25 protein-coding genes and 6 tRNA genes are annotated in these 24,301 nt (G+C 67.2%); 14 read left to right on the forward strand and 17 right to left on the reverse strand.

The genetic code is table 11. The features are described from left to right. Positions 1-22 precede the first annotated feature (22 nt). Positions 23-1,315, forward strand: coding sequence for a homogentisate 1,2-dioxygenase (gene hmgA, locus HSX14_RS18545; RefSeq protein WP_173180265.1), 1,293 nt, complete (start codon positions 23-25; stop codon positions 1,313-1,315). Between the two features lie 3 nt (positions 1,316-1,318). Further along, positions 1,319-2,614, forward strand: a complete 1,296-nt coding sequence (fahA, locus tag HSX14_RS18550) for a fumarylacetoacetase (protein ID WP_173180266.1) — start codon at positions 1,319-1,321, stop codon at positions 2,612-2,614. A gap of 37 nt (positions 2,615-2,651) precedes the next feature. Here fahA and HSX14_RS18555 read toward each other — a convergent pair whose 3' ends face one another. From HSX14_RS18555 to HSX14_RS18565, 3 genes are all read right to left on the reverse strand, one after another. Then, positions 2,652-3,266: a LysE family transporter gene (locus HSX14_RS18555; protein WP_173180267.1), complete on the reverse strand. Its 615-nt coding sequence runs from the start codon at positions 3,264-3,266 to the stop codon at positions 2,652-2,654. Positions 3,267-3,344: 78 nt separating this feature from the next. Beyond that, positions 3,345-4,136: an AraC family transcriptional regulator gene (locus tag HSX14_RS18560; protein ID WP_173180268.1), complete on the reverse strand. Its 792-nt coding sequence runs from the start codon at positions 4,134-4,136 to the stop codon at positions 3,345-3,347. Positions 4,137-4,184: 48 nt separating this feature from the next. Continuing rightward, complete coding sequence (locus HSX14_RS18565; RefSeq protein ID WP_197970234.1) at positions 4,185-4,928, reverse strand: sulfite exporter TauE/SafE family protein; 744 nt, start codon at positions 4,926-4,928, stop codon at positions 4,185-4,187. Positions 4,929-5,037: 109 nt separating this feature from the next. Here HSX14_RS18565 and HSX14_RS18570 point away from each other — a divergent pair, with 109 nt between their 5' ends. Together HSX14_RS18570 and HSX14_RS18575 are read left to right on the forward strand one after the other, a co-directional pair. After that, the gene (locus tag HSX14_RS18570; RefSeq protein WP_173180270.1) at positions 5,038-5,925 is read left to right on the forward strand and encodes a LysR substrate-binding domain-containing protein; all 888 of its coding nucleotides are present in this window, start codon (positions 5,038-5,040) and stop codon (positions 5,923-5,925) included. A gap of 209 nt (positions 5,926-6,134) precedes the next feature. Beyond that, the gene (locus tag HSX14_RS18575) at positions 6,135-7,145 is read left to right on the forward strand and encodes an ABC transporter substrate-binding protein (protein WP_173180271.1); all 1,011 of its coding nucleotides are present in this window, start codon (positions 6,135-6,137) and stop codon (positions 7,143-7,145) included. A gap of 56 nt (positions 7,146-7,201) precedes the next feature. Here HSX14_RS18575 and HSX14_RS18580 read toward each other — a convergent pair. The 6 genes from HSX14_RS18580 to HSX14_RS18605 form a co-directional block, all read right to left on the reverse strand. After that, a tRNA-Gly gene (locus HSX14_RS18580) sits at positions 7,202-7,277 on the reverse strand. Positions 7,278-7,284: 7 nt separating this feature from the next. Then, positions 7,285-7,360 (reverse strand) — tRNA-Glu (locus HSX14_RS18585). 32 nt (positions 7,361-7,392) lie between these two features. After that, positions 7,393-7,468 (reverse strand) — tRNA-Gly (locus HSX14_RS18590). Between the two features lie 7 nt (positions 7,469-7,475). After that, positions 7,476-7,551 (reverse strand) — tRNA-Glu (locus HSX14_RS18595). 32 nt (positions 7,552-7,583) lie between these two features. Next, positions 7,584-7,659: transfer RNA gene (locus tag HSX14_RS18600), tRNA-Gly, on the reverse strand. Positions 7,660-7,684: 25 nt separating this feature from the next. Then, a tRNA-Glu gene (locus tag HSX14_RS18605) sits at positions 7,685-7,760 on the reverse strand. Positions 7,761-7,992: 232 nt separating this feature from the next. On the opposite strand from HSX14_RS18605, the gene HSX14_RS18610 reads away from it, so the two are divergent. Both HSX14_RS18610 and HSX14_RS18615 read left to right on the forward strand, forming a co-directional pair. Next, positions 7,993-8,760 carry a hypothetical protein gene (locus HSX14_RS18610; RefSeq protein ID WP_173178222.1) on the forward strand — a complete coding sequence of 256 codons (768 nt, stop codon included), beginning with the start codon at positions 7,993-7,995 and terminating at the stop codon, positions 8,758-8,760. A 29-nt stretch (positions 8,761-8,789) separates the two neighbouring features. Continuing rightward, positions 8,790-9,452 (forward strand): glutathione S-transferase family protein, encoded by a 663-nt coding sequence (locus HSX14_RS18615; RefSeq protein ID WP_173178223.1) that lies wholly within the window; start codon positions 8,790-8,792, stop codon positions 9,450-9,452. A 63-nt stretch (positions 9,453-9,515) separates the two neighbouring features. Here HSX14_RS18615 and HSX14_RS18620 read toward each other — a convergent pair whose 3' ends face one another. Beyond that, positions 9,516-9,998, reverse strand: a complete 483-nt coding sequence (locus HSX14_RS18620; RefSeq protein WP_173178224.1) for a GAF domain-containing protein — start codon at positions 9,996-9,998, stop codon at positions 9,516-9,518. After that, entirely contained in the window at positions 9,995-10,882 is an 888-nt protein-coding gene (locus HSX14_RS18625; RefSeq protein ID WP_173178225.1) for an ATP-binding protein, read from the reverse strand. Before HSX14_RS18625 ends, HSX14_RS18620 begins: the two co-directional genes overlap by 4 nt. 97 nt (positions 10,883-10,979) lie before the next feature. Between HSX14_RS18625 and HSX14_RS18630 the strand changes: the two genes are divergently transcribed. Continuing rightward, positions 10,980-13,304 carry an ATP-binding protein gene (locus tag HSX14_RS18630; protein ID WP_173178226.1) on the forward strand — a complete coding sequence of 775 codons (2,325 nt, stop codon included), beginning with the start codon at positions 10,980-10,982 and terminating at the stop codon, positions 13,302-13,304. Here the strand turns inward: HSX14_RS18630 and HSX14_RS18635 are convergent. The 3 genes from HSX14_RS18635 to msrB all read right to left on the reverse strand — a co-directional run bounded on the left by HSX14_RS18635 (position 13,285) and on the right by msrB (position 14,748). Then, complete coding sequence (locus tag HSX14_RS18635) at positions 13,285-13,755, reverse strand: MarR family winged helix-turn-helix transcriptional regulator (protein WP_173178227.1); 471 nt, start codon at positions 13,753-13,755, stop codon at positions 13,285-13,287. The two genes, HSX14_RS18630 and HSX14_RS18635, sit on opposite strands and share 20 nt — an antisense overlap. Next, a complete protein-coding gene (locus tag HSX14_RS18640) occupies positions 13,752-14,237 on the reverse strand; it encodes a glutathione peroxidase (protein ID WP_173178228.1) in 486 nt (161 codons plus the stop codon). Before HSX14_RS18640 ends, HSX14_RS18635 begins: the two co-directional genes overlap by 4 nt. 112 nt (positions 14,238-14,349) lie before the next feature. Further along, the gene (msrB, locus tag HSX14_RS18645) at positions 14,350-14,748 is read right to left on the reverse strand and encodes a peptide-methionine (R)-S-oxide reductase MsrB (protein WP_173178229.1); all 399 of its coding nucleotides are present in this window, start codon (positions 14,746-14,748) and stop codon (positions 14,350-14,352) included. A gap of 147 nt (positions 14,749-14,895) precedes the next feature. On the opposite strand from msrB, the gene HSX14_RS18650 reads away from it, so the two are divergent. The 4 genes from HSX14_RS18650 to htpX all read left to right on the forward strand — a co-directional run bounded on the left by HSX14_RS18650 (position 14,896) and on the right by htpX (position 18,278). Continuing rightward, positions 14,896-16,107, forward strand: coding sequence for a pyridoxal phosphate-dependent aminotransferase (locus HSX14_RS18650; RefSeq protein WP_173178230.1), 1,212 nt, complete (start codon positions 14,896-14,898; stop codon positions 16,105-16,107). Positions 16,108-16,118: 11 nt separating this feature from the next. Continuing rightward, a complete protein-coding gene (locus HSX14_RS18655; RefSeq protein ID WP_173178231.1) occupies positions 16,119-16,865 on the forward strand; it encodes an SDR family NAD(P)-dependent oxidoreductase in 747 nt (248 codons plus the stop codon). A 2-nt stretch (positions 16,866-16,867) separates the two neighbouring features. Then, complete coding sequence (locus HSX14_RS18660; RefSeq protein ID WP_173178232.1) at positions 16,868-17,320, forward strand: hypothetical protein; 453 nt, start codon at positions 16,868-16,870, stop codon at positions 17,318-17,320. A gap of 85 nt (positions 17,321-17,405) precedes the next feature. Beyond that, entirely contained in the window at positions 17,406-18,278 is an 873-nt protein-coding gene (gene htpX / locus HSX14_RS18665; RefSeq protein WP_021217366.1) for a protease HtpX, read from the forward strand. A gap of 62 nt (positions 18,279-18,340) precedes the next feature. Here the strand turns inward: htpX and HSX14_RS18670 are convergent, their stop codons facing one another. Continuing rightward, positions 18,341-18,997 carry a thiopurine S-methyltransferase gene (locus tag HSX14_RS18670; protein WP_173178233.1) on the reverse strand — a complete coding sequence of 219 codons (657 nt, stop codon included), beginning with the start codon at positions 18,995-18,997 and terminating at the stop codon, positions 18,341-18,343. 100 nt (positions 18,998-19,097) lie between these two features. Here HSX14_RS18670 and HSX14_RS18675 point away from each other — a divergent pair, with 100 nt between their 5' ends. Continuing rightward, positions 19,098-19,865: a DODA-type extradiol aromatic ring-opening family dioxygenase gene (locus tag HSX14_RS18675; protein WP_173178234.1), complete on the forward strand. Its 768-nt coding sequence runs from the start codon at positions 19,098-19,100 to the stop codon at positions 19,863-19,865. Between the two features lie 119 nt (positions 19,866-19,984). Here HSX14_RS18675 and HSX14_RS18680 read toward each other — a convergent pair whose 3' ends face one another. Further along, positions 19,985-21,664 (reverse strand): DEAD/DEAH box helicase, encoded by a 1,680-nt coding sequence (locus HSX14_RS18680; protein WP_173178235.1) that lies wholly within the window; start codon positions 21,662-21,664, stop codon positions 19,985-19,987. A gap of 361 nt (positions 21,665-22,025) precedes the next feature. Here HSX14_RS18680 and HSX14_RS18685 point away from each other — a divergent pair, with 361 nt between their 5' ends. Beyond that, entirely contained in the window at positions 22,026-22,817 is a 792-nt protein-coding gene (locus tag HSX14_RS18685) for a crotonase/enoyl-CoA hydratase family protein (protein ID WP_173178236.1), read from the forward strand. Positions 22,818-22,837: 20 nt separating this feature from the next. Beyond that, positions 22,838-23,572, forward strand: coding sequence for an alpha/beta fold hydrolase (locus HSX14_RS18690; RefSeq protein ID WP_338019578.1), 735 nt, complete (start codon positions 22,838-22,840; stop codon positions 23,570-23,572). Here HSX14_RS18690 and HSX14_RS18695 read toward each other — a convergent pair. Beyond that, on the reverse strand, positions 23,527-24,273 hold the full coding sequence (locus HSX14_RS18695; RefSeq protein WP_173178238.1) for a spermidine synthase: 747 nt from the start codon (positions 24,271-24,273) through the stop codon (positions 23,527-23,529). The two genes, HSX14_RS18690 and HSX14_RS18695, sit on opposite strands and share 46 nt — an antisense overlap. Between the last annotated feature and the right edge of the window lie 28 nt (positions 24,274-24,301).

Consider the following 24,301-nt stretch of genomic DNA (forward strand, 5'->3'; position numbering starts at 1 on the left):
TACAAAAAACACAGAGGTTCTCATGAGCTCCTCACTGCCCCTCGCCTACCAGTCCGGCTTCGACAACCAGTTCACCAGCGAAGCGCTGCCGGGCGCCCTGCCCGCCGGGCAGAACTCACCCCAGCGCGCGCCCTACGGGCTCTATGCCGAGCAGTTTTCCGGCACCGCCTTCACCGTGCCCCGCGCCGAGGCCCGCCGCACCTGGCTGTACCGCATCCGCCCATCCGCCGCGCACCCACGCTTCCAGCGCCTGGAGCGGCAGATCCCCGGCCGCCAGCTGGGCCCGATCGACCCCAACCGCCTGCGCTGGGATGCCCACGACATCCCCACCGAGCGCACCGATTTCATCGACGGCCTGCTGACCATCGCCGCCACCGCCGACCCCGAACAGGCGTCCGGCGTCAGCGTGCACATCTACCGCGCCAACACTTCGATGCAACGCGTGTTCTTCAACGCCGATGGTGAATGGCTGATCGTCCCCGAACAGGGCCGCCTGCGCCTGGCCACCGAGCTGGGCCTGCTGGACGTGGAGCCCCTGGAGATCGCGGTGATCCCGCGTGGCATGAAGTTTCGCGTCGAGCTCCTGGACGAGAGTGCCAGGGGCTACATCTGCGAGAACCATGGCGTCGCGCTGCGCATCCCCGACCTCGGCCCCATCGGCAGCAACGGCCTGGCCAACCCGCGTGACTTCCTCGCCCCGGTGGCGCATTTCGAGGATATCGACACCCCCGTGACCCTGGTGCAGAAGTTCCTCGGCGAGCTCTGGGCCACCGAACTGGACCACTCGCCCCTGGACGTGGTCGCCTGGCATGGCAACAACGTGCCCTACAAGTACGACCTGCGCCTGTTCAATACCATCGGCACGGTCAGCTACGACCACCCGGACCCGTCGATCTTCACCGTGCTGACCTCGCCCAGCGACACCCCCGGCATGGCCAACGTCGACTTCGTGATCTTCCCGCCGCGCTGGATGGTGGCCGAGAAGACCTTCCGCCCGCCGTGGTTCCACCGCAACCTGATGAACGAGTTCATGGGCCTGATCCAGGGCGCCTACGACGCCAAGGCCGGCGGCTTCACCCCTGGCGGCGCCTCGCTGCACAACTGCATGAGCGCCCACGGCCCGGACAACGCCAGCACCACCGCCGCCATCAACGCGGAACTCAAGCCGCACAAGCTCGATCACACCATGGCGTTCATGTTCGAAACCGGCCGCGTGCTGCGACCGAGCCGCTACGCCCTGGAATGCCCGCAGCTGCAGAACGACTACGATGCCTGCTGGAACGGCATGGCCAAGACCTTCAATGGCAGGAACTGACCGATGACCCAGATAGACCAACGCCGCAGCTGGATAGCCTCCGCCAACGGCCACCCCGACTTCCCCCTGCAGAACCTGCCCCTTGGCATCTTCAGCCCGGTGGGCGGCACCCCGCGCGGTGGCGTGGCCATCGGCGAGCAGATCCTCGACCTCAAGGTCGCCACCACCACCGGCCTGTTCGAAGGTGAAGCGGCGGACGCCGCGCGCGTCGCCGCCGGGGAAGACCTCAACGCCTTCTTCGCCCTCGGCGCCAACGCCCGCCGCGCCCTGCGCCGCCAGCTGCAGGAGCTGCTCGCCGAAGGCAGCCCCGCCCAGGCGCGCCTCGAAGCCCTCGGTGCCGAACTGCTGCCGGCCGCCGTCGACTGCCAGCTGCACCTGCCGGCACGCATCGGCGACTACACCGACTTCTACGTGGGCATCCACCACGCCAACAACGTCGGGCGCCTGTTCCGCCCGGACAACCCGCTGCTGCCCAACTACAAGTACGTGCCCATCGGCTATCACGGCCGCGCGTCCACCGTGTGCATCTCCGGCACCCCGGTGCACCGCCCCAATGGCCAGACCCTGCCGCCGGGCGCCGAAGTACCGAACTTCGGCCCGAGCAAGCGCCTGGACTACGAACTGGAGCTGGGCATCTGGATCGGCCGGGGCAACGCCATGGGCGAGGCCATCGCCATCGGCGAGGCGGAGCAGCACATCGCCGGCTACTGCCTGCTCAACGACTGGTCCGCACGCGACCTGCAGGCCTGGGAATACCAGCCGCTGGGCCCCTTCCTGGCGAAGAACTTCGCGACCTCGGTCTCGCCCTGGGTGGTGACGGCCGAGGCCCTGGAGCCCTTCCGCACCGCCCAGCCCGCGCGCCCGGAAGGCGACCCGCAACCGCTGCCCTACCTGCTGGACGCCAACGACCAGGCCCGTGGCGCCTTCGACATCAAGCTGGAAGTGCTGCTGCAGACCGCCGCCATGCGCGAACGCGGCCAGCAGCCGCAGCGCCTGGCCCTGAGCAACACCCAGCACATGTACTGGACCGTGGCCCAACTGGTGGCGCACCACGCGGTGGGCGGCTGCAAGCTGCAGCCGGGCGACCTGTTCGGCTCCGGCACCCTGTCCGGCCCCGAGGCCGACGCCTTCGGCAGCCTGCTGGAGAGCACCTTCGGCGGCAAGCAGCCGTTGTCGCTGGCCAGCGGCGAGCAGCGCACCTTCCTGGAAAGCGGTGACGAGGTGATCCTGCGCGCCTGGTGCGAAGGCGAAGGCCGTGTGCGCATCGGCTTCGGCGAGTGCCGCGGCCGGGTGCTCTGACCCCTCCCGACGCGGGCCCATCCGGGCCCGCGCCTCTTCAGGCCAGCCCGCGCAGGGCCAGCGCCGCCATCACCAGCAGCAACACCCCGCACAACCCGTGGCTGACCCGGTGCCAGGTCGGCGAGCTGTTGCGCCGCAGCCAGTCCACCAGCGCCGCGCAGAGGAAGCAGCAGGCCAGCGAGGCCGTCATGAAGCCGGCGAAGAACACGCCGGTCTGGGCCATGTCCGGCGCACCGCCGATCATTCCCGCCATCGCCGTGCCCAGGGCACCCCAGTAGACGATGTTCTTCGGGTTGGTCAGCGAGATCGCCGCGCCGGTGAGCAGCGCTCCGCGCCCCTCGTGCTCGGTGGCGTCCCCCTCCTCCGGCAGCTGCCAGGCATCGCGCAGGCTGCGCAGCCCGAGCCAGGCCAGGTAGGCCGCGCAGGCCAGGGTCAACGGCACGCGCACCTGCTCCTGGCCGAGCAACAGGGTCAGGCCCGCGAGGCCCAGCACCGCCCAGACCGCATCCCCCACCAGGGAACCGAACTGCACCAGCAGCGCCGGGCGGAAGCCGTGCAGCAGGCCGCGACGCAGGGTTTCGGCGAGCACGGCGCCGGGAGACAGGCAGAAGACCACGCCGAAGGCGAAGGCCGAACAGAACAGCAGGAGCATGGGAACCTCGAGCGGTGAACGAGATGGATGGGCGCATTCTGCCCCCGGCCCCGCCGGCGGACTTGAACAGGATTGCACTCAGGCGTTGAACAGGCGCTTCAGCTCGCCGGGGGTGATGCCATAGGCGGCACGGAAGTGGCGATTGAGGTGGCTCTGGTCGGCGAAGCCCAGGGCATGGGCCGTATCGGTGGCCGACCAGCCGGCACGCAGCAACCCGCGGGCGCGACGGGTGCGCAACTGCATGGCCCATTGCCGGGGGCTGAGGCCGGTGTGCTTCTGGAAGGCGCGCAACAGGTGGAACTTGCACAAGCCCAGCTCGGCGGCCAGCTCATCGAGACTCGGGCTGTCCTGCAGCCGCTCGGCCAGCAACTCCTGCACCCGCGTCATCGACCCCACGCCTACCGCCGCCGTATCCGGCAGGGGCCCGGCGCTGCGCTGCACCAGTTGCCCGAGCCACAGCAGGAGGCGTTCCTCCGCGCGCTCGCGCACCAGGGCGTCGCCGCCCAGCGCCCGCTCCACCGCATCGGCCAGGCTGGCGGCCAGATCGGGCTGGTGGATGCAGGCGCGGTGGAATTCCACCCGTGCCAGGCCCAGGTCATCGGCCAGCTGCTCGGCGGTCACGTAGAGGCCGACATAGCGCCAGGGCTCGCCCTCCTTCACCCCGCCGCCCTGGATCTGCCCGGGGTTGTAGAGGGTGATGTCGCCCGCACCGGCACGGAAGCTGCGCCGATCCAGCCACACCTGCTCCTCGCCCACCCGATTCACGCCGATGACGCACTCGTCATGGCTGTGCTTGGCGAAGGCGTGGCCGGTGCCGCTGTTGCTGGCGACTTCCAGGCGGCCGAGACAGGCCTGTCGGCTATGGAGCATGGAGGGAACTCGGGGGACGGGAGGTGCCGAGCATAACGCCCCGGCGATTCACCCGGCCAGAAGCAACACCCCGTGCAACAGCGAGTGCGCCCCCAGGGCCAGCAGGCCGAGGAAGAACAGCCGGCGGAACACGGCCTCGCTCAGGCGCCTGCGGATGCGCCGGCCGATTTCCAGGCCCAGCAGGGCCGGCAGCAGCATCAGCCAGGTGAGGCCGAGGTCCAGGCTCTGGCTGCCACCGTGGATGAACAGGCCCAGGCCCAACGCCAGGGTGGCGACGGTGAAGGACAGGCCGAGCGCCTGGATCAGCATCTCGCGAGGCAGGCCCAACGCCTGCAGGTAAGGCACGGCGGGGACCACGAAGACGCCGGTAAGGCCCGTCACCAGCCCGGTGAGCAGCCCCACCAGCGCCGACCAGGCGCCCTCCCGCCGCTGCGGTGCCCGCGCACGAAAGGACAACAGCCCGAGCCCGCCATAGACCAGCAGGCAGGCGCCGAGCGCGACGGGAATCCAGGGGCTGGCCGATTCGACCAGCCAGCGCGTGGTCACCAGGGTGCCCAGGGCCAGCGCCAGCAGCAGCGGCCACAGGCGACGCAGCAGCGGCAGCAGCCCCGGCCCGCCGAACAGTTGCCAGAGGTTGGTCATAAGCGAAGGCACGAGCAGCAACGCCGAAGCCTCGCCGGGCGTCATCGCCACCGCCAGCAGGCCCATCGCCACGGTGGGCAGGCCCATGCCGAGCACGCCCTTGACCAGGCCGGCGAGCAGGAAAACCAGGGAGGAGAAGAGCAGCAGCATGGTGGATACCGACAAGGAGGATGGCGCCACCTTGCGCGATCCCGCGCCAGGGCGGAATCTGTGATTCCCGAGCCCAGGCTACGCCCTGGACGAAGCCTGGAAGAGCACGATGCGCTACGACCTGATCGACCTGAAGCTGTTCCTCGACATCCTCGACGCCGGCAGCATCACCCGCGGCGCCGAACGCAGCCACCTGGCCCTGGCATCGGCCAGTGCGCGCCTCAAGGGGCTGGAGGAAAGCCTCGGCACACCGCTGTTCGAACGCCAGCGCCATGGGGTCAGTCCCACGCCGGCCGGGCACGCCCTCGCCCATCACGCCCGCGCGGTGACGCACCAGCTGGAACTGATGGCCGATGAGCTGGGCGATTTCGCCAGCGGCCTGCGCGCACGGGTCCGGCTGCTGGGTAATACCGCCGCCCTGGCCGAGCACCTGCCCGGCGTGCTGGGTGACTTCCTGTTGGCGCACCCGCAGATCGACCTGGATATCGAGGAAAGGCCCAGCCACGCCATCGTCGAAGCGCTCAGCCGGGGCCAGGCGGACCTCGGGGTCCTGGCGGACAACACCGACCTGGCCGCCCTGGAAGCGCGCCCCTTGCGCATCGACCGCCTGCTGCTGGTGACGCGCCTGGACGACGCGAGCCTCGATGACGGCCAGCCGCTGCACTTCGAGCAGTTGCTGGACCGCGCCTTCATTGGCCTGGGCCGGGACAACCCGCTGCAGCAGCACATCGCCGGCAAGGCCCTGGAAGCCGGTCGCCACCTGGAGCTGCGCCTGCGGGTCAGCGATTTCGACGCAGTGCTGAACCTGGTGGCCCGTGGCGTGGGCATCGCCCTGGTGCCCGAGGCCACCCTGTACCGCGCCCGAGATCGCCATGCGCTGCGCGCCCTGCCCCTGGCCGATGCCTGGGCCACCCGCCAGTTGCACCTCTGCGCACGGCGCTTCGATGCCCTGACACCGCCCGCTGCCCGCCTGGCCGAAGCCTTGCTCGGCAGCTGACAGGCAAAGAAAAGGCCGCCCGAAGGCGGCCGCAAGTGAATCAGGAGCACGATGTGTAGGCGCAAGACTAGGGCCCCATGACGACCGATTCATGTCGAGGAGGTGACCGTTACATGACGAAAGCCGCGCAGGCGCCCATGGCCCGGGCCGTCTAACCTTCGTTCCCGTAGCGGCGGGCGATGCGCCCCCGCAAGCGATTGGAGAAACCCATGCGATCGATCAAGCACCTGCTGGGCGGCGCCCTGCTCGCCGGCGCGTTGCTGGCCCAGGGCGCAACGGCGGACCCGCGCGAGCCGATTCACTTCGGCGACCTGACGTGGGAAAGCGGCAGCCTGATCACCGAGATCCTCCGGCTGGTGGTCGAGAAGGGCTACGGCCATCCGACGGACACCCTGCCCGGCAGCACCGTCAGCCTGGAAGCCGCGCTGGCCCAGGACGACATCCAGGTCATCGCCGAGGAATGGCCGGGGCGCAGCCCGGTGTGGATCAAGGCGGAGCAGGAAGGCAAGGTGTTCGCCCTGGGCGATATCGTCAAGAACGCCGACGAAGGCTGGTGGGTACCGGCCTATGTGATCGAAGGTGACGCCGAGCGCGGAATCAAGGCGGTGGCGCCGGAGCTGCGCTCGGTGCAGGACCTGGCGCGCTACAAGGCGGTGTTCCGCGACCCGGAAGCGCCGGACAAGGGGCGCTTCCTCAACAGCCCCACCGGCTGGACCTCCGAAGGCGTCAACAGCCAGAAGCTCAAGGCCTATGGGCTCGAAGGCAGCTACGTGAACTTCCGCACCGGCTCCGGAGCGGCCCTGGACGCGGAAATCGTCTCCGCCATCCGCCGTGGCCAGCCGGTGCTGTTCTACTACTGGTCGCCGACGCCCCTGCTGGGCCGCTACAAGCTGATCAAGCTGGAGGAGCCACCCTTCGACGCCGAAGCCTGGAAGACCCTGGCCGACGCCAGCCACCCCAACCCACGCGGCACCCGCTCGCTGCCGGCGCGCCTGGCGATCGGCGTATCCGCCCCCTTCCGCCAGCGCTACCCGCACCTGGTGGAGATGTTCGCCAAGGTGGACCTGCCCATCGACGGCCTGAACCAGGCACTGGCAACCATGAGCGAGAAACGCCAGCCACCCCGCGACGCTGCGCGTGACTACCTGCGCGCCCATCCCGATGTCTGGAAGAACTGGCTGCCCGAAGAAGCCCGCGCCAAGGTGGCTGCCGGGCTCTGAGGGCAAAAGACGCACAAACGAAAACGCCGCTCGAATGAGCGGCGTTTTCGTTTAACTGGAGCGGGAAACGAGACTCGAACTCGCGACCCCGACCTTGGCAAGGTCGTGCTCTACCAACTGAGCTATTCCCGCGTGAAACTGGCGTCCCCTAGGGGACTCGAACCCCTGTTACCGCCGTGAAAGGGCGGTGTCCTAGGCCACTAGACGAAGGGGACAGGTAAAACCTGGCAAGCATCGCTTGTGAAACTGGAGCGGGAAACGAGACTCGAACTCGCGACCCCGACCTTGGCAAGGTCGTGCTCTACCAACTGAGCTATTCCCGCGTGAAACTGGCGTCCCCTAGGGGACTCGAACCCCTGTTACCGCCGTGAAAGGGCGGTGTCCTAGGCCACTAGACGAAGGGGACAAACAACACTGGACAAGCATTGCTTGAAAATCTGGAGCGGGAAACGAGACTCGAACTCGCGACCCCGACCTTGGCAAGGTCGTGCTCTACCAACTGAGCTATTCCCGCAATACAACTACATACAGCCAGAAAATGGCGTCCCCTAGGGGACTCGAACCCCTGTTACCGCCGTGAAAGGGCGGTGTCCTAGGCCACTAGACGAAGGGGACGCGGCCCGGAGCTTACAACAGCTTTAACGCTTTCTTCCGGCCTTCGTCGCTTTTGCCCTCAGGCTTCGCGTCGAAGTGGCGCGCATTCTAGGGAGCGTTTTAGCACCCGTCAACCCTTCGGCAAAAAACTTTTAAAATCAAAGGGTTCAGGTCAAAAACTGAGACGGAGCTATCAGCAGGGTGGCCAACCCTCTACACTCCCGCAGAAAACGCACACGGGAGCTGTATAAAGATGTCGCCACTCGTGATCACCCTGATGGTGATAGCCGGCCTGGTCGTACTGCTGATCATCGGCTACGCCAACCACATGGTCGAGAACAGCAAGTTGGAGAAAGCGCGCCTGCGCGCCGACCTCAACGACAGGCTGCGCCGTACCAGCGCCCTCTCCGACAGCCTGCCCGGCCAGTTCATGACGCCTGAACTGAAACTGCAGCTCACCCGCCTGCAACTGCTGTTCTGCGAACGCCTGCTGCCGCTGGACAAGAGCAATGCGCAGCTCAAGGTCAAGGCCGAGGAATTGCGCGGCCTGGTTGCCCAGGGCGAGGCGATGCCGATCCGCAACGCGCCCCTGAAGATCGCCAACGAAGCCCAGGCCAAGGAAATCCGCTTCCAGCTGGAAACCCTGCACGGCCAGCTGACCCGCTCCGCCAAGGACGGGTTCATGCCGGTGAACGATGCCAAGCGCTGGGTCAACGAGATCCGCGGGATGCTGGTGCAGCTGCATATCGAGTTCTTCACCAATCTCGGCCTCCAGGCCCTGCAGGAAGGCCAGCCACGCCAGGCACGCCTGGCCTTCGAGCGCGGCGTGCAGTACCTGCAGAAGCAGCCGGAACCCGCCCGCTACCAGACCCAGCTGCAGCAGTTGCAGAACCAGTTGGCCCGCGCCAATGCCCTGGCCCTGGACAAGCAGCCGGCCGCCGACGAACCCAGCGAGCTCGGCGAAGCGCTGAAATCCCTGGACGATGAAGACACCTGGAAGAAGAAGAACATCTACGACTGACAGGCTCCGCTCAGACAAGGACCCCCACGATGAGCATCACCCTCTACGGCGCCCCGCTCTCCCCCTTCGTGCGCAAGGTGCGCCTCTTCCTCCTGGAAAAGGGCATCGACTACCAGCTCGAGATCATCACGCCCTTCGGCCAGCCCGCCTGGTACCGCGAGCTGAACCCGCTGGGACGCATCCCGGCGATGCGCGACGGTGACTTCACCCTCGCCGACTCCAGCGTCATCTGCCAGTACCTGGAGGACAAGCACGCCGACCTGCCGCCGCTCTATGGCCGCGACGCCGAGCAGCGCGCCCGGGTGCGCTGGCTGGAGAAGTACGCCGATTACGAGCTGGCACCGCTGACCACCTTCTGCGTGTTCCGCAACCGCGCGCTCAAGCCGACCATGGGCCAGCCCTGTGACGAGGCGGCCGTGCAGGCGGCGCTGCAGGACAAGCTGCCGCAGCATTTCGATTACCTGGAAAGGACGCTGGGCGACGCCGAGTTCTTCGTTGGCGCCGAGCTGACCCTGGCGGACCTGGCCCTGTGCTGCCAGCTGATCAACATGGAGCACGGCACCGAGCTGCTGGATAGCGGCCGCTGGCCGGCCCTGGCGGCGCACTACCAGCGCATCCGCGCGCGGGAGTCGGTGCAGACGGTTCTGCCCGGCGAGCAGCGCACCCTGGCCAAGCTCAGCGGCGCGGCCTGACTGCCCTGCCCCGCAGAAACGAAAAAGCCCGGCACTTGCCGGGCTTTTTCATGGCGCAACCGATCAGCAGTCGGTCAGGCGCAGGAAGATCGCCGCCAGGTTCTCGATGCCGGCCTGGTCCGCCTCGCTGAAGCGACCGACGCTCGGGCTGTCGAGGTCGAGCACGCCGATCAGCCTGCCGTCCTTCACCAGGGGCACCACCAGCTCGCTGTTGGACGCGCTGTCGCAGGCAATGTGGCCGGGGAAGGCATGCACGTCCTCGACACGCTGGGTCTCGCGGGTGCGTGCCGCGGCGCCGCAGACGCCCCGGGTGAAGGGGATGCGCACGCAGGCGACCTTGCCCTGGAAGGGGCCGAGTACCAGCTCTTCCTGCTTGTTGAGGTAGAAGCCGGCCCAGTTCAGTTCGGGCAGCTCGTTATAGAGGAAGGCGGAAAACTGCGAGGCATTGGCGATGAAGTCGCGCTCGTCGGCGAGCAGCGACTCCAGTTGGGCCGCCAGCAGGGCGTAGCCCTCCAGGCCGGCACCGGCTTGTTGCAGGTCGATCATGGGGAAGTCTCCAGCAGCGCCCGGCCAACCCATTGGCGGGCGAATTGATAGGCGCAACGACCATTGCGGTTGCCGCGTCCGAGGGCCCAGCGGATGGCCGCCTTCTCCAGCTCCTCGTTCCACTCCCAGGCCAGCCCGGCGGGGGCCAGGGACTCGATCCAGTGGCGCACCACGGCGAGGAAGTGCTCCTGGGTGAAGGGATAGAAGGACAGCCAGAGGCCGAAGCGGTCGGACAGGGCGATCTTGTCTTCCACCGCCTCGTTGGGGTGCAGCTCGCCGTCGACCATCTGCCAGTGCTCGTTGTCGCTCTCCTTCTCCGGCACCAGGTGGCGGCGGTTGGAGGTGGCGTAGAGCAGCACGTTGTCCGGTGCGCGCTCGAGGGAGCCGTCGAGCACGCTCTTGAGTACGCGGTAATCACCCTCACCGGACTCGAAGGAGAGGTCGTCGCAGAACATCACGAAGCGCTGCGGCAGCTTGGCCACCAGCTCCACTATGCGCGGCAGGTCGGCGAGATGATCGCGCTCGATCTCGATCAGGCGCAGGCCGACGCCCGCGTGGGCGGCCAGCAGCGCGCGCACCAGGGATGACTTGCCGGTGCCCCGGGCGCCCCACAGCAGCGCATGGTTGGCGGGCAGGCCATCGACGAACTGGCGGGTATTGCGCGCCAGCTGCTCACGCTGTGCATCGACGCCGATCAGGTCGGTGAGGTTGAGGTCGAGGCTGACTTCCAGCGGCTGCAGGTAGCCGCCGCGCCCCTCGCGGTGCCAGCGCGCAGCGAGGCAGTCGCTCCAGTCGATCTCGGGGCGCAGGGCGGGCAGCAGGGGCTCCAGGCGCGCGAGCACGGCATCGGCGCGTTCGAGGAAGGCATTCAAACGGGAATCCACAATAAACTCCTTGATTCAGCTCGGAGAGCCGGGCTGTCGGCAGGTGGGATAGGCTATGCTTGGCAAGCCCACGGAACAAGGCCAAATCTTCTCGCCCATGGATATCCCGCTGACCCAACGCCTGTCTTTCAAGCAGGCCAGCATCACCGTGCTGGTGGCGTTCGTACTCGGGACACTCCTCAGCATCATCCAGGTCGGCATCGACTACGCCAGCGAGAACGCCTCGCTGGAGCGCGAGATCAATGCCCTGCTGGAAATCAGCCACAACCCCGCTGCCCGCATCGCCTACAACATCGACGCCGAACTGGCCCAGGAACTGGTGCTCGGCCTGCTGCGCTCCCCGGCGGTGATCCGCGCCGAGATCATCGACAACAGCGGCACCGTGCTCGCCAGCGTCAACCGCCCGCGCACCGAGAGCGACTACCGCATCTTCAGCGACTTCCTGTTCGGCGAGCGTCGCGACTTCCAGGACCCGCTGTACATCGCCCACGCCCCCTCGGAGACCCTCGGCCTGCTGCGCCTGGAGGTGGACACCTTCGCCTTCGGCAACCATTTCCTGCGCCGCTCCATGCTCACCCTGCTGTCGGGCTTCGTTCGCAGCCTGTTGCTGTCGCTGATCCTCCTGGTGCTTTTCTACAGCATGCTCACCAAGCCCCTGGTGGGCCTGATCCGCGCCCTCAGCGAAGGCGACTCGCGCAACCCGGTGGATAACCGCCTGCCCTGCCCCCCCGGCCATGAACAGGACGAGATCGGCGTGCTGGTGGATGTGATCAACCGCCAGTTGGCCAACCTCTTCGCCGAGATGGAACAGCGCCGCGATGCCGAGGATCGGCTGACCCAGTACCTCGCCGAGCTGGAGAACATCGTCTCGGCGCGTACCGCCGAGCTGAAAGCCACCAACAGCCGCCTCAGCCAGTCCAACCAGGAACTGGACATGGCCCGCACCCACGCCATTGAAACCGCCCAGGCCCGAGCCGCCTTCCTGGCCAACATGAGCCACGAGATCCGCACTCCGCTCAACGGCCTGCTCGGCATGCTCTCGCTGACCCTGGACAGCCCCCTGAACCCCGAGCAGCGCCAGCAGCTGACCATCGCCCACGACTCGGGCAACGTGCTGGTCGAGCTGCTCAACGACATTCTCGACCTGTCCAAGTTCGAGGCCGGCCAACTGGAGCTGGAGGCCATCCCCTTCGACCTCGGCGTGCTGGTGGAAGACACCGCCAGCCTGCTCTCGCAGAACGCCGCGCCCGGTGTGGAACTGAGCTGCCTGATCGACCCGCGCATGCCTTCGCTGGTGGTCGGCGACCCGACGCGGGTCCGGCAGATCGTCAGCAACCTGCTGTCCAACGCCCTCAAGTTCACCCGCTTCGGCCGCGTCGACCTGCGCGTCACGCCCACGGCCGAGGGCGTGACCGTCAGCGTGCGCGACACCGGCATCGGCATCTCCAGCGAGGCCATGCCCAAGCTGTTCCAGCCCTTCGCCCAGGCTGGCGCCGGCATCACCCGCCAGTTCGGCGGCACCGGGCTCGGCCTCGCCCTCACCCGGCGCCTCTGCGAAGCCATGAACGGCAAGCTGCACGTGCGCTCGGAAGAAGGCATCGGCAGCCTGTTCAGTGCCGAGTTGCCGCTGGCCAGCCATGCCGATGCCACGCCGGCACCGGCGCTGCAGGGGCGCGTCATCGCCCTGTGCGCCGCAGGCAGCGGCCTGGCCGAACTGCTGAAGACCTGGCTGCCGGCCTGGGGCATCAACTACCAGCGACGCGACGTCGACACCAGCCTGGCGGGCCAGGTGTTCGACCAGGTGATCACCGACTCGCCGGAACACCTGCAGCGCCTGCGCGGCGAAAGCACGGCGCCGATCCTGCTGATCACCGGCTACGGCAACTTCATCCAGGGCGAACAGGCCGCCCCGCTCGCACCCCTGCAGCAGTTGGCCCGACCGCTGGCCCGCTCGGCGCTCTACCAGGCGCTGCGCCGCAGCCTGCAGGCCCAGCCGGACGAACCCGCCCCCACGCCGACACCCAAGCAGCGCCTGGCGCGCTCGGCCCGCGTGCTGCTGGTGGAAGACAATGCGGTGAACCAGCTGGTGGCCAAGGGCATGCTCGGCAAGCTGGGTTGCGAGGTGTTGATCGCCGCCCACGGGGGCGAGGCCCTGCAGATGCTCGCCGAAGAACCCGTGGACCTGGTGCTGATGGACTGCAACATGCCGATCATGGACGGCTACGAGGCCACCCGGCGCATCCGCCAGAGCGGCAACTGGCCAGGCCTGCCCATCGTCGCGCTGACCGCCAACGCCCTGCCGGACGAACGCGAACGTTGCCGCGCCGCCGGCATGGACGACTACCTGGCCAAGCCCTTCCGCCGGGAAGAGCTGGTCGCCCTGCTGGACAACTGGCTGCCGGCTACCCAGCCAACCCAGTGAAGCGCCCGAGCAGTTCGGACAACCGGCTGCGCAGCTCCACCATCTCGTTGAGGTCCAGGCCGCTGCTGCAGATCAGCTCCGCGCGCAGCGCCGGCAGCTGCTCGCGCAGGGCGACGCCGGACTCGCTCAACCCCAGGTGCACCTCGCGCTCGTCATGGGCCGCACGACGGCGCAGCACGTGGCCGAGCTGCTCGAGGCGCTTGAGCAGCGGTGTCAGGGTGCCGGAGTCCAGCATCAGACGCTCGCCCAGGGCCTTCACCGTGGGCTGCTCGGGCGGCGTGGCGTGCCACTCCCAGAGCACCAGCATGACCAGGTACTGCGGGTAGGTCAGGCCCAGCTGTTCGAGCAGGGGCCGGTAGCCGCGGATCACGGCGCGCGAGGCGGCGTAGAGCTTGAAGCACAGCTGGTTATCCAGCAGCAGGTCGGCTTCGGGCGATTCGGGCAGGGTCATTTCAGCAGCGCTTCGATCTCGGCGGTGAGCTCTTCCGGCTTGGTGGTCGGCGCGAAGCGCTTCACCTGGCGGCCTTCGCCGTCGATCAGGAACTTGGTGAAGTTCCACTTGATGCCCTTGCTGCCCAGGAGGCCGGGCGCGCGGTTCTTCAGCTCGACATAGAGCGGGTGGGCGTCGGCGCCGTTGACGTCGATCTTCTTGAACAGCGGGAAGCTGACGCCGAAGTTCAGCTCGCAGAATTCGGAGATGGCGCCTTCGTCACCCGGCTCCTGCTTGCCGAACTGGTTGCAGGGGAAGCCGAGCACCACCAGGCCCTTGTCCCTGTACTGCTGCCAGATGCTCTCCAGGCCCTTGTACTGCGGGGTGAAGCCGCACTTGCTCGCGGTATTGACCACCAGCACGGCCTTGCCGCCGAAATCGGCCAGCGTCTTCTGCTCGCCCTTGATGGTGGTGACGGGGATATCGAAAAGCTTCGCGCTCATATGGTGTACCTGCAGTTGGAGGGGGATGACGGCGATAAAAATAGCTCGCAATTGAATTGTGCGCAATTTAAATACGGCAAAAAAGGCCCGCGCATCGGGCGGGCCCCTTCGATCAGCCTTCGCGAGGAACCAGCTTCAGCGACACCGAATTGATGCAGTAGCGCAGGCCGGTCGGGCGCGGGCCATCCGGGAACACATGGCCCAGGTGCGCTTCGCAACGGGCGCAGCGCACCTCGATGCGATGCATGCCGTGGCTGAAGTCCTCCTTCTCCTCGATCGCACTGCCGTCCACCGGCTGGAAATAACTCGGCCAGCCGCTGCCGGAATCATACTTGGCATCGGAGTCGAACAGCGCCGCGCCGCAGCAGGAGCAATGGTAGATGCCCGGCGTCTTGGTGCCGTTGTACTCACCGGTGAAGGGACGTTCGGTGCCCCCCAGGCGACAGACGTGGAACTGGGCTTCGCTCAGCTCTTCACGCCAGGATTCAAGGGGTTTGTCCAGCTTTTCCATGGGTCACCTCGGCTACGGAAAAAAGCCCGACCAGTACCTTTTCCGGTCATCGGGCCGCACGTATCATGCGTGGCTTTAGACGCCAGTCTGGCAGCGGCGTTACAGGCTGCCAAGGCGCAGTTTCCTCAGATCGGGACACGAACCACCATGCAGGTCAGCAAATCGAACAAGCTCGCCAACGTCTGCTACGACATCCGCGGGCCCGTGCTCAAGCACGCCAAACGCCTGGAAGAGGAAGGCCACCGCATCCTCAAGCTGAACATCGGCAACCCGGCGCCGTTCGGTTTCGAAGCCCCCGAGGAAATCCTCCAGGACGTGATCCGCAACCTGCCGACCGCCCAGGGCTACAGCGACTCCAAGGGGCTGTTCAGCGCGCGCAAGGCGGTGATGCAGTACTACCAGCAGAAGCAGGTGGAAGGCATCGGCATCGAGGACATCTACCTCGGCAACGGCGTGTCCGAGCTGATCGTCATGTGCATGCAGGCGCTGCTCAACAACGGTGACGAGGTGCTGATCCCGGCCCCCGACTACCCGCTGTGGACCGCCGCCGTGAGCCTGGCCGGCGGCAAGCCGGTGCACTACCTGTGCGACGAGCAGGCCGACTGGTTCCCCGACCTTGAAGACATCAAGGCCAAGATCACCCCCAACACCAAGGCCATGGTGATCATCAACCCGAACAACCCCACCGGCGCCGTGTACTCCAGGGAACTGCTGGAGGGGATGGTCGAGCTGGCCCGCCAGCACAACCTGGTGCTGTTCTCCGACGAGATCTACGACAAGATCCTCTACGACGAAGCCGTGCACATCTCCACTGCCTCACTGGCGCCGGACGTGCTCTGCCTGACCTTCAACGGCCTGTCCAAGTCCTACCGCGTGGCCGGCTTCCGCTCCGGCTGGGTCGCCATCTCCGGGCCCAAGCAGCGTGCACAGAGCTACATCGAAGGCATCGACATCCTCGCCAACATGCGCCTGTGCGCCAACGTGCCGAGCCAGCATGCGATCCAGACCGCCCTGGGCGGCTACCAGAGCATCAACGACCTCGTGCTGCCCAACGGCCGCCTGCTGGAACAGCGCAACCGTACCTGGGAACTGCTCAACGACATCCCGGGCGTCAGTTGCGTCAAGCCCATGGGCGCGCTCTACGCCTTCCCGCGCATCGACCCGAAGGTCTGCCCCATCGTCAATGACGAGAAGTTCGTCCTCGACCTGCTGCTCTCCGAGAAGCTGCTGATCGTCCAGGGCACCGCCTTCAACTGGCCGTGGCCGGACCACTTCCGCGTGGTCACCCTGCCCCGCGTCGACGACCTGGAGCAGGCCATCGGCCGCATCGGCAACTTCCTCAAGTCCTATCGCCAGTAAGGAACGCCAGCATGGGCCAGGCCAGACGCTACCTGCTCACCGGTGCCAGCTCCGGCATCGGCATGGCCCTGGCCCGGCGCCTCGCCAGCCAGGGGCACGACCTCGCCCTCGCCGCACGCCGCGAGGAAACCCTGCAGCAACTGGCCGATGAACTGCGCAGCCAGTACGGCCGCACCATCGCCGTGCTGCCGCTGGACGTCACCGACTACGCCGCCTGCCAGGACGCCGTGGGCCTCGCCCGCAACGCCCTGGGAGGGCTCGACGGGCTGATCGCCAACGCCGGCATGGGCCTGGCGGGCAAGGCTGGCAGCGGCCGCTTCGAGCGCTACAGGCAGACCCTGGAAACCAACCTGCTCGGCGCCATCGCCTGCCTCGATGCCGCCACCGAACTGTTCCGCGAACAGGGCCACGGCCACCTCGTCGCCATCGCCTCGGTCGCCGGCAAGCGCGGCCTGCCCGCCACCGCCGGCTACTCGGCGAGCAAGGCCGGGCTGATCAGCTACATGGAATCCCTGGAACTCGAACTGCACCGCAGCCCCATCGCCACCACCCTGATCCTGCCCGGCTACATCGACACGCCGATCAACCAGGACGCCGGCCCCCGCCCCTTCCTCATCGGCGTCGAGCGCGGCGCCGAACTGATCGCCCGACACATCGAGAAACGCTCCCGCAGCGCCTATGTGCCCGGCTGGCCCTGGGCCCTGATCGGACGCCTGCTGCCCCTGCTGCCCACCTCGCTGATCGCCAGGGCTCTGTGACCATGGACCTGCAGATCGACGACTTCTACAAGGACTGCGCGGCCGGCATGCTGATGCTCTACCAGGCCTTTCCGCGCAAGGTCGCCCTCTATATCGAGGACCTCATCGGCCACGAGGAACCCGACGAATTCGGCCTCCCCAGCAAACGCCACCAGGGCTGCCTGGGCGCACTGATCTGGCTGGCCGAAGAGGGCTACATCCGCTACGAAAGCACCATCCGCTACGAGGCGCTGGACCAGGCCGTACTCAGCGAGAAGGGCTTCCTGCGCCTGTCCCGCACCCTGCCCCACGCCGTGCGCAGCGACGACGAACTGCCACCCAGCGTGCGCCGCGTCCACGCCACCCTCGCCCACCAGCTGCGCGAGGCCCTGGCCAGCCGCAACAGCGAACGCACCGCCCGCCTCACCCGGTTGCTCTTCGTCGGGACCGGCGGCACGACAGGCGACACAGTTTGAAATAGAGCCCAGGTTGAATAGGCATCTGGCGCACCTTATATAACCCCGCATTACACCGTCTTTCCCTGAGGAGACCGCTTTAACCATGATGCGCATCCTGTTGTTCGTGGCCACCAACCTCGCAGTCCTGGTGATCGCCAGCATCACCCTGAAGCTGCTGGGCGTAGACCGCTTCACTGGCCAGAATTACGGCAGCCTGCTGGTGTTCTGTGCCGTGTTCGGCTTCGCCGGCTCCCTGGTCTCGCTGTTCATCTCCAAATGGATGGCGAAGATGAGCACCGGCACCGAAATCATCACCCAGCCCCGCACCCGCCACGAGCAGTGGCTGCTGCAGACCGTGGAGCAACTCTCCCGTGAAGCCGGCATCAAGATGCCGGAAGTCGGCATCTTCCCCGCCTACGAGGCCAACGCCTTCGCCACCGGCTGGAACCGCAACGACGCCCTGGTCGCCGTGAGCCAGGGCCTGCTGGAGCGCTTCTCGCCCGACGAGGTGAAAGCCGTGCTGGCCCACGAGATCGGCCACGTGGCCAACGGCGACATGGTCACCCTGGCGCTGGTACAGGGCGTGGTGAACACCTTCGTGATGTTCTTCGCGCGCATCTTCGGCAACTTCGTCGACAAGGTGATTCTGAAGAACGAGGAAGGCCACGGTATCGGTTACTTCGTGGCGACCATCTTCGCCGAACTGGTCCTGGGCATCCTCGCCAGCATCATCGTCATGTGGTTCTCGCGCAAACGCGAATACCGTGCCGACGAAGCCGGCGCCCAGCTGGCCGGCACCAACGCCATGATCGGCGCCCTGCAGCGCCTGCGCGCGGAACAGGGCGTGCCGGTGCAGATGCCCGACAGCCTCACCGCCTTCGGCATCAACGGCGGCCTGAAGAACGGCCTCGCCGGCCTGCTGATGAGCCACCCGCCGCTGGAAGACCGCATCGAGGCCCTGCGCCGCCGCGGCTGATCCAAGCGCCACGAAAGAGGCGGCCAACCGGCCGCCTTTTTCATGTCCGCGCGATGTACCCCCTAGCGGCGCTGCAGGCGGAACACCGGCTCGAACAGCTCATCCAGCCCACGGGAGGCGAACTTCCAGTTCTTCTCCAGCACGTCCTGGCGCTCCAGCAGCTCCACGCTCCAATCCGTTCCGAAGCGCTGCCGCACCTCCGCCTCCGGCACCGAGAACGGCGGGCCGTCGAGGCGTTCCTGGTCATATTCCAGGGTCACCATCAGCCCTTCGCAGCGAGCCGGAAGAATCGAACCCAGATGCGCCGCGTAGCGCTCGCGCATCTCCGGCGGCAGGGCGATGAGCGCCGCGCGGTCATAGAGCCCGGTACATTCCGCGACCTCCCGCGCATCCAGGGCGAAGAAATCACCCAGGAGAATCTCGACGCCACCCGCGCTGTAGCGGACCAGGGCGCCCTCATCGCGGATCTCGGGCTGCGACCCCTGCTCGGCGAAGAACCCGGTCACCGCCTTCTCCGCCAGCTCCACGCCCAGCACCCGATACCCCTGCGCGGCCAGCCAGGCCAGGTCCAGGGTCTTGCCGCACAAGGGCACCAGCACCCGCGAGCCAGGCGCCAGGCCAAGCGCGGGCCAGTAGTGCCGCAAATAGGTGTTGACCTCATCCAGATGAAAACCGATCTGGTCGTTGGCCCATCTGTCCTGCCAGAAACGCTCGTGCACCATCCACCTGCCGATTCGATAGGAACGCTCAAGAATTTATGCTGGATGTCGATACGTCCAGCCCCGAAGATGGCGCTCATCCTAACGGAGGAAGCGCCCGATGCTACCCAGTCTTTTCATTTCCCATGGCTCCCCGATGCTCGCCCTGGAACCTGGCGCCAGCGGCCCCGCGCTTGCGCGGCTGGCCCGCGAGCTGCCACGCCCGGAAGCGATCCTGGTGGTCTCCGCCCACTGGGAAAGCGAGCGCCTGGCCATCAGCGGCGGCACGCAGCTGGAGACCTGGCACGACTTCTACGGCTTCCCGCCCGAACTCTACGCGGTGCAGTACCCGGCGCACGGCGCCCCGGCGCTGGCCGCCGATGTGCAGCGACTGCTGCGCGAGCACGACCTGGACGCTGCCATCGACCCGCAGCGCCCGATGGACCATGGCGTCTGGGTGCCGCTGTCGCTGATGTACCCGGAGGCGGATGTCCCGGTGCTGCAACTGTCCCTGCCCAGCCGTCTCGGCCCTGCCTTCCAGACCCGCGTCGGCCGCGCCCTGGCCGCCCTGCGCGAGCGCGGCGTGCTGCTGATCGGCTCCGGCAGCATCACCCACAACCTGGGCGAGCTGAACTGGCGTGCCGGGCCGGAAGTGATCACTCCCTGGGCCCTGGAATTCCGCGACTGGATGGTCGAGCGCCTGGAGGCTGGCGACGAGGAAGCCCTGCACGACTACCGCGCGCTGGCACCCCACGCCCGCCGCAGCCATCCCAGCGATGAACACCTGCTCCCGCTCTATTTCGCCCGAGGCGCAGGCGGTGACTTCAGCGTGGCGCACAAGGGCTTCACCCTCGGCGCGCTGGGGATGGATATCTATCGGTTCGGCTAGACCTCAGGGGCAGCCCTGCAGCCTTGGGCGAATGAATTCGCCCCTACAGGAGTGCCGCCACCCAAACCATCGCCCATAAAAAAGCCCCGCGAGTGCGGGGCTTTTTCGTCAGGCGTGGATCAGTCTTCGCGATAGCGGCGCAGCTTCAGGGACTTGCCCGCGACGCGGGTGTCCTTGAGCTTGCCCAGCAGGCGATCCAGGCCGTCTTCCGGCAACTCGATCAGGCTGAAGGTCTCGCGGATCTGGATGCGACCGATGGCGTCACGTGCCAGGCCACCCTCGTTGAGGATGGCGCCGAGCAGGTTCTTCGCGGCGATGCCGTCACGAGTCCCCAGCGCGGTGCGGCAACGCACGCGGCCTTCGGTCAGCGGCAGCGGGGCACGACGCTCGCGGTACTCGCTGCGCTCAGTGCTGCGCTCGCCATCACGCTCACGACGCTCGCGCGGCTGAGAGGCGCTCGGCACCAGCGGCTGCTCGCGCTCGACGTCGGCGAGGTTCAGCGCCTGGCCGTTGGTGGCCTTGCGCAGCAGCGCTGCGGCCAGGGCACGCGGGCTGCAGCCGATGTCGGCGATCAGGCGATCCAGCAGCTCGCCATGGCTGGCCTCGGCATCGGCCACCAGGGGCGCGAGGCTGGCGGTCAGCTTCTTGATGCGCGCGTCCAGCACCTGCTGGGCGTTGGGCAGGCGCACTTCGGCGACCTTCTGGTTGGTCACGCGCTCGATCACCTGCAGCATGCGGCGCTCGCGCGGGGTGACCAGCAGCAGTGCACGACCATCACGACCGGCACGGCCGGTACGGCCGATACGGTGCACGTAGGACTCGGGGTCGTACGGCATGTCCACGTTCACCACGTGGGTGATGCGCGGTACGTCGATACCACGGGCAGCGACGTCGGTGGCGACGACGATGTCCAGGCGGCCGTCCTTGAGGGACTCGATCACGCGCTCACGCTGGTTCTGGGCGATGTCGCCGTTCAGCGCAGCGGCCTTGTAGCCCTTGGCTTCCAGGGCGGAAGCCAGGTCCAGGGTGGCCTGCTTGGTACGCACGAAGGCGATCAGGGCGTCGAATTCCTCGACTTCCAGCAGGCGCAGCACGGCACCGACCTTCTGGTCGGCATGGACCATCAGATGAGCCTGCTCGATGCGGGCAACGGTCTGGGTCTTGGCGGCGATCTTGACGTGCTGCGGCTCTTTCAGGTGACGCTCGGCGATCGAACGGATCGACGGCGGCAGGGTGGCGGAGAACAGCACGCTCTGACGACTTTCCGGCAGGGCCTGGAAGATCACCTCCAGGTCGTCCATGAAGCCGAGCTTGAGCATTTCGTCCGCTTCGTCCAGGACCAGTTGCTGCACGGTGGCGAGCATCTGCTCGTCACGGCGCAGGTGGTCGCACAGGCGGCCGGGGGTGGCCACGATCACCTGGGCGCCCTGGCGCAGGGCCTTGAGCTGCGGGCCCATGGGCGCGCCGCCATAGACGGCGACCACGTTCAGGCCTGGCATCTGCTTGGCGTAGGTTTCGAAAGCGGTGGCGACTTGCAGTGCGAGCTCGCGGGTCGGTGCCAGGATCAGCGCCTGCGGCTCGCGTTTGGCCGGATCGATACGGGAGAGGATGGGCAGCGCGAAGGCTGCTGTCTTGCCGGTACCGGTCTGGGCCTGGCCAATCATGTCGTGGCCGGCGAGGATCACCGGAATCGACTGGGCCTGGATGGGAGATGGCTCTTCATAGCCGACAGCCGAGATGGCTGCGAGAACGTTGGGATGAAGTCCGAGCGCGGCGAATCCGCCGATATCCTGGGTCATGGGTCTGCCTCATGTGCATCCGCAAAGACCCAAATCCCAGAGCTGCATATGCCGAAAGACCTTGTGGGTCACCCTGGCAGCCTGGGAGAGAATTTGCGAGTTGCTTATTGATATGGATGTAACGTCAAGGGTAGTCCGCGAAGCGGACGGTGCAGCCGAAGGCGAATGCCTCGAAAAATGCAGTTCCTGAACGGGGCCGGTTAAGGCCGGCGCGAATCATACCGGAAAAAGCTGACCGTCGCGCGTGTTTTTCACATGTTCGTCATCAACGCCGCCGGACGGTCATTCCCCCGTGGACAACGACCGACGCCCCGGCTATATCCTCCATGCCCCCGCCCCTTCCACGCCAAAGGACCCACCCATGACCCAAGCCACCCCTGGCCGCGTTAGCCGTGAGAAACGCGGCCACGTCCTGCTGCTCGGACTGGACCGTACCGCCAAGCGCAATGCCTTCGACCAGGCGATGCTCGATGACCTGGTCACGGCATTGGGCGAATACGAGCGTGATGACGACGCGCGCTGTGCGCTGGTCTTCGCCCATGGCGAGCACTTCACCGCGGGGCTGGACCTGGCCAATGTCGCCGAGACCTTCAGGAACGGCTGGCAGTTGCCGGAGGGCGCGGTCGACCCCTGGGGCACCTTCGGGGGCGAGCGCCTTTCCAAACCGCTGATCCTGGCCGTACAGGGCTACTGCTTCACCATCGGCATCGAGCTGATGCTGGCCGCCGACATCAACCTCTGCGCCAGCAACACCCGTTTCGCGCAGATGGAGGTTCAGCGCGGCATCTTCCCGTTCGCCGGCGCCACCCTGCGCCTGCACCAGGCCGCCGGCTGGGGCAACGCCATGCGCTGGCTGCTCACCGGCGATGAGTTCGATGCCCACGAGGCCTACCGCCTCGGCCTGGTCCAGGAAGTGCTGGCCAGCGAGGAGCTGATGCCCCGCGCATTGTGGCTGGCAGAACGGGTCGCCGCGCAGGCACCGCTGGGCATCAAGGCCACACTCGCCTCGGCGCGCCAGACCGTGAGCGAAGGCGAGCAGGTCGCCGCCCGCAACCTGCCGGCGGTGGCCAGGCGCCTGCTGGGCTCCGAAGACGCCCAGGAAGGCGTACGCGCGATGCTCGAACGCCGTCCGGGCGAATTCAAGGGGCGCTGATCCTGGCGACAATCACCCTGGTGCTGCTGCCGGGCATGGACGGCAGCGGCGAGCTCTTCGCTCCATTGATCCAGGCGCTGGGTGGCGACCTGCACGCGCAGGTCGTGCGCTATCCGGCGGAGCGACCGCTCGGCTATGCGCCATTGATGGATCAGGTCAGGCAGCAACTGCCCGTTGGCCAGCCGTTCATCCTGCTCGGCGAATCCTTCTCCGGCCCCATCGCCGTCAGTCTTGCGGCCGATCGCCCCGCTGGGCTGCTGGGACTGGTGCTCTGCTGCACCTTCGTCCGCAACCCTCGCCCCGGCCTCGCGTGGCTGAGCGGCCTGCTGCCGCTTCTGTCTCCGCGGCTGGCTCCCCGCGCCCTGCTGAGCCAGTTGCTGCTCGGCAGGTTCGCCACACCGGCGCTGAACCAGGCCCTGGTCGACGCACTGGCGCCGCTGTCATCGGCGACCCTGCAGGCCCGGCTGCGCGCGGTGCTGGATGTGGATGCCACCGGGCACCTGCAGCGGATCCAGGTGCCGCTGCTGTACCTGCAGGCGGCGGAGGATCGGCTGGTGCCAGCTGACGCTGCCCGGCTCATCGAACGCTATTCAGGGGACTTTCGATGCCTGCGACTGGAGGCCCCGCACTGCCTGCTGCAAGCCAGGCCGCACGAAGCCGCCCAGGCACTGGAAGGCTTCGCGAAGACGGTCGGGATCGACCAGGGCGATCAGGTCGCCGGGCGCAGCACGTCCAGCAGGGGTTGCAGCGAGTAGCCCAGGCGCGGCGCCAAGGCCTCGCAGCGGGCGGCCAGGGCCTCGACGTCCAGCTGCTGCTCGAGATCGGCGGGGACGATGAGGATGACGTTGCCCTCCTTCACCGGGCACTCCCAGTAGTGGCGGTGGTAGAGACCGCGCAGCAGGGCGGCGCCCAGCGGACGACCGTCGTTGCCGGCCCACTGGTTGATCACCAGCCAGCCACCGGGGTTGAGGCGCTTCTGGCAGTTTTCCAGGAAGCGCCAGGCGAGGTGGCCGACGCCGGGACCGGTGTCGGTGTAGAGATCGACGAAGATCAGGTCGGCGGTCTCGGCGCTGTCCAGCAAATCCAGGGCATCACCGATGCGCACCGTGAGGCGCGGGTCGTCGTCGAGGCCGAGGTATTGCATGGCCAGGCGCGGCACCTCGGGACGCAGCTCGACCACTTCCACATCGTCCAGCGGCAGGAACTTCATGCACGCCTGGGTCAGGGTGCCGGCTCCCAGGCCGAGGAACAGTGCGCTCTCCGGGTACTCGTGGCACAGCGCGCCCAGTAGCATCGCGCGGGTGTAGTCGTACTCCAGCCAGCAGGGATCGGCAGTGAAGACGCAGCTCTGCTCCACCGCCTCGCCGAATTCGAGAAACCGGTACTCACCCACTTCCAGCACGCGGATGACGCCGAACTCGTCATGCACCTCCGCCAGCAAACGCTCCTCGCGCATCGCCACTCCCCAGTCCGCTCCCCGTGAC

The organism is Pseudomonas tohonis, from assembly GCF_012767755.2.
GTDB lineage: Bacteria > Pseudomonadota > Gammaproteobacteria > Pseudomonadales > Pseudomonadaceae > Metapseudomonas > Metapseudomonas tohonis.